The organism is Cupriavidus sp. GW821-FHT07C08 (assembly GCF_059419025.1).
This window is the reverse complement of the sequence record NZ_JBWKQZ010000067.1, coordinates 1-3539: the sequence shown is the minus strand read 5'-3', so window position 1 is coordinate 3539 and position 3539 is coordinate 1. Positions and strand designations below refer to the sequence as shown.

At 61.0% G+C, this 3539-nt stretch carries 3 protein-coding genes; all 3 read left to right on the top strand.

What is annotated here, in order from left to right; translation table 11 throughout:
* Window positions 1-715 precede the first annotated feature (715 nt).
* The 3 genes from AC07UK_RS38660 to AC07UK_RS38650 are packed head-to-tail and all read left to right on the top strand — an operon-like array spanning window position 716 to window position 3452.
* Window positions 716-1561, top strand: coding sequence for a tyrosine-type recombinase/integrase (locus tag AC07UK_RS38660; RefSeq protein ID WP_494688343.1), 846 nt, complete (start codon window positions 716-718; stop codon window positions 1559-1561).
* On the top strand, window positions 1555-2463 hold the full coding sequence (locus tag AC07UK_RS38655) for a tyrosine-type recombinase/integrase (RefSeq protein ID WP_494688342.1): 909 nt from the start codon (window positions 1555-1557) through the stop codon (window positions 2461-2463). The genes AC07UK_RS38660 and AC07UK_RS38655 overlap by 7 nt, the downstream gene beginning before the upstream one ends.
* Window positions 2460-3452: a tyrosine-type recombinase/integrase gene (locus AC07UK_RS38650; RefSeq protein ID WP_494688341.1), complete on the top strand. Its 993-nt coding sequence runs from the start codon at window positions 2460-2462 to the stop codon at window positions 3450-3452. The genes AC07UK_RS38655 and AC07UK_RS38650 overlap by 4 nt, the downstream gene beginning before the upstream one ends.
* Window positions 3453-3539: the final 87 nt, after the last annotated feature.

The following is a 3539-nucleotide window of genomic DNA, read 5'->3' as shown; positions in this document are numbered from 1 at the left end:
CGCAGATGATGCGGAGCGCGGAATTATGCAAAGCCACACCGCCAAAGTGGCGGGTTAGCTTGCATCTGAGCGGTACTGCACTCTGCATTATTCCGGCTCGAACAATGAGGCGATCAGCGCGTCCAGTACCTGGAATCGGCCTCACGCAACTACCGCAAATGCCCTGTTCCATCGGGTCGGCGAATCGCGTTAGCTCAGCCTGCTGTCTAGATGGGCTGCGCCGCGAACGGGTCATTCCGCAAGCCCAATGCATATGTCAGCATCGCCAGGTCGGGCTGCCTCGCTCACATACTGAGTCTCCCTTCAACCAAGTGAGACTATCATGCTTGAAACACACTTGAAGTCACCTGTTACCCGGGGCCGACTCCGCGCGGGCCCCGCTGCAGATCACATCGACGGCTTTGCCGACTGGCTCCACCGCTGTGGGTATGCCCCTACCACAATCGACTGGATGCTGCGCTGCCTCGCGGGCTGGACGGATTGGATGCTCGCCAGCGGGTTTAGCGCGCAAGAACTGCTTTCGGGGTTCGAGGCCTGCGAGCTGGCGCTTCAGGAGAAGCGGCGCGTCTCGTACAGTCGCGGAGCCAATCGCCAATCCTTGACGGCAGCCTCGGTGTTCATCCGATTTCTGCGACAGCAGGGTGAGCTTCCGCCCCCCGTGACTCCGCCATGCGCCAGTGAGCTCTGGCCTGTACTCGGAGAATTCCGTTCATGGATGTACAAGCATCGCGGGTTGACTGAAGCGACGCTCGACATCTATCAGCGAACCCTTGTGGGGCTATGCACCGCGCTCGGCGATGACGCACATGCCTATTCCGCCGAGGCGCTACGCGCCTTCGTCCTTGACCGCGCGCGTCCGCATGGAATTCAAAATGCCAAGAGCATCACTGTTGCCGTACGCTCCTTCCTTCGCTTTCTCGGTGCCACCGGACAATGCCCTCCGGGCATGGAGCATGCCATCCCTGGTTTCGCATGCTGGCAACTCTCGGCAGTCCCCCGATTTCTCGTGGCGAAGGATATCGAGCGGGTCGTCGGCTCTTGTTCTGACAACGCCAACGGGTTGCGGGATAGGGCCGTGCTCCTGCTTTTGGCCCGGCTCGGGCTGCGCGCTAGCGAGGTCGCCCAGCTCAAACTCGCCGACATCGACTGGTACCACGGGAGCATCACTGTCTGCGGGAAGGGACGTCACCAGGAGGCACTGCCACTATCGCAGGAGGTCGGTGACGCGATTTTGCTTTATTTGAAGCAGGGTAGACCATCGTTGCAAGTACCCGAGGTCTTTACGACCGTCTTGGCTCCACTGCGTGCGTTAACGCGCGCCTCTGTCACCCATATCGTGCGGAGCGCACTGCGCAGGGCGGGGGTCAAATCGCCAGTCAACGGCGCTCATGTTCTGAGACACTCAGCCGCTACTGAGATGCTCCGTCAGGGGGCATCCCTGGCGGACGTCGGTGCGGTCCTACGGCATCGCTCTCCTATGACGACGGCTCACTACGCCAAGGTGGACTTCGGGCTGCTGTCGGAAATTGCTCAGCCGTGGCCGGGGGTGTCATCATGCTGATCGCCGATGCCGAACGCTACCTCGCGCTTCGTCAGGCACTCGGCTTCAAGCTTCGTGAGGTATCGATAAACCTTCGCGCGTTCGTCAAGTTCGCGACCGCCAGGGGCGACATCCACGTTCGCGTTTCCACCGCGGTGGACTGGGCGACCGAGGGTTCCTCACCGAACGTTCGGCACATTCGATTGCGAGACGTTGCGCAGTTTGGCCGCTTCCTACAAGCCGAGAATCCGATTCATGAGGTCCCGGACAACCTGTTCCATTTCACCAAACGCCGGCGCTTGCCCTATATCTACGCGCCGGAGGAACTGACGCAACTCGTCGTGGCAGCCAGCCGTCTGCGTCTGACGTACCCGCTTCGACGCGAGGTGTACGCGACAATGTTCGGACTTATTGCCGCGACCGGGCTCCGCGTGTCGGAAGCACTTGACCTCAGGCTGGACGACGTAATGGCCGATGGCATCCTGCGGATCCGGCGTGCCAAGTTTGGAAAAAGCCGCCTCGTCCCCTTGCACGCCACAGCGGCGAGCGCACTCAACCGATACCTCGAAGCGCGCTGCCAGCTGGCGGTGACGGACGACCACGTATTCCTGTCGGCGGGAGCCCGGCGGATTGCCTCTAGCACTGTGGGGAATACCTTCCGCCGGGTACGTCGACTTGCCGGGATTGCTCCAGCACGAATGCGCCAGCCGCGCATGGTTGATCTAAGGCACACCTTCGCAACACGAGCTCTGGAGCGGTGCCCGACGCGACGCGAGGCGGTCGCCCGTCACTTCGTTGCGCTAGCAACGTATATGGGCCATGCAGACATCGCTAATACCTATTGGTACCTGGAGGCCACCCCAGAGCTGCTGGCCGACATCGCCGCTGCGGCCGAAGCGCTGGTCGCAAGGGAGGGCATATGACACCCGTCGCACCGTTAATCACCCGTTTCCTGCGCGAACACATGCCGATCGAGCGCGGCTACAGCCCTCACACATGTGGCACTTACGCCCACGCCTTTCGCCTTCTGTTCATCTTCGCTAGCAAGCGCCTTGGGATCCGGCCCTCACAGCTGTGCATCGAGCAGATCGATGCTGAGCTGATTCTTGCCTTCCTTGCCTACATCGAGGAACAACGCGGCAACTCGGCGGCCACGCGAAACGGGCGGCTGGCCGCCATCAAAGCTTTCTTCCACTATGTTGAGTTCAGCGTGCCTTCCGCCCTGGCACAGGCGAGGCAAATTCACGCCATCCCCGGAAAGCGGCATGACCAAGCGCTAATACGGCATCTCACGAAGGACGAAGTTTGCGCCATCATCGACGCGCCAGACATCACAACACGCCTTGGAATTCGGGACCGCGCAATGTTGCACCTCTGCTTCGCCTGCGGCCTACGTGTTTCCGAATTGGTAGGGCTACTGTTAGAGAACTTGTCCCTGCAGCGAACACCGAGCATTCGCGTTCTCGGGAAGGGTCGGAGGGAGCGATGCCTTCCGCTCTGGAAGGCGACCACCGCAGATCTCCGAGCCTGGCTCGCAGTGCGGGGCCAGGTTCCGGTCCCCGAGCTATTCGTGAATGCGCAAGGAGACGCAATGACCCGAGCCGGCTTCGAGTACGTCCTCGACAAACACGCCTGCACCGCCGCGAAAACATGCGCCTCTTTGAACGGGCGCTCTGTGTCTCCTCATCAGCTCCGGCATGGCTGCGCTATAACTATGCTTCAGGCCACTCGGGACATCCGCAAGGTGGCCTTGTGGCTTGGCCATGCTGACACTCGCACGACCGAGATTTACCTACGTGTAGATCCGTTGGAGAAGCTCGATGCTATGGAGGCGGTATTGCCTCTTGGCTTGCGTCGCGGCCGATTCAAGGCGCCGGATGCGCTGATCGCCTCATTGTTCGAGCCGGAATAATGCAGAGTGCAGTACCGCTGAGATGCAAGCTAACCCGCCACTTTGGCGGAGTGGCTTTGCATAATTCCGCGCTCCGCATCATCTGCG

What these genes read in the sequence shown, in the direction of transcription:
- AC07UK_RS38660 (WP_494688343.1), top strand. Translation starts at nt 716, where the DNA reads ATGTACAAGCATCGCGGGTTGACTGAAGCGACGCTCGACATCTATCAG.
- AC07UK_RS38655 (WP_494688342.1), top strand. Translation starts at nt 1,555, where the DNA reads ATGCTGATCGCCGATGCCGAACGCTACCTCGCGCTTCGTCAGGCACTC.
- AC07UK_RS38650 (WP_494688341.1), top strand. Translation starts at nt 2,460, where the DNA reads ATGACACCCGTCGCACCGTTAATCACCCGTTTCCTGCGCGAACACATG.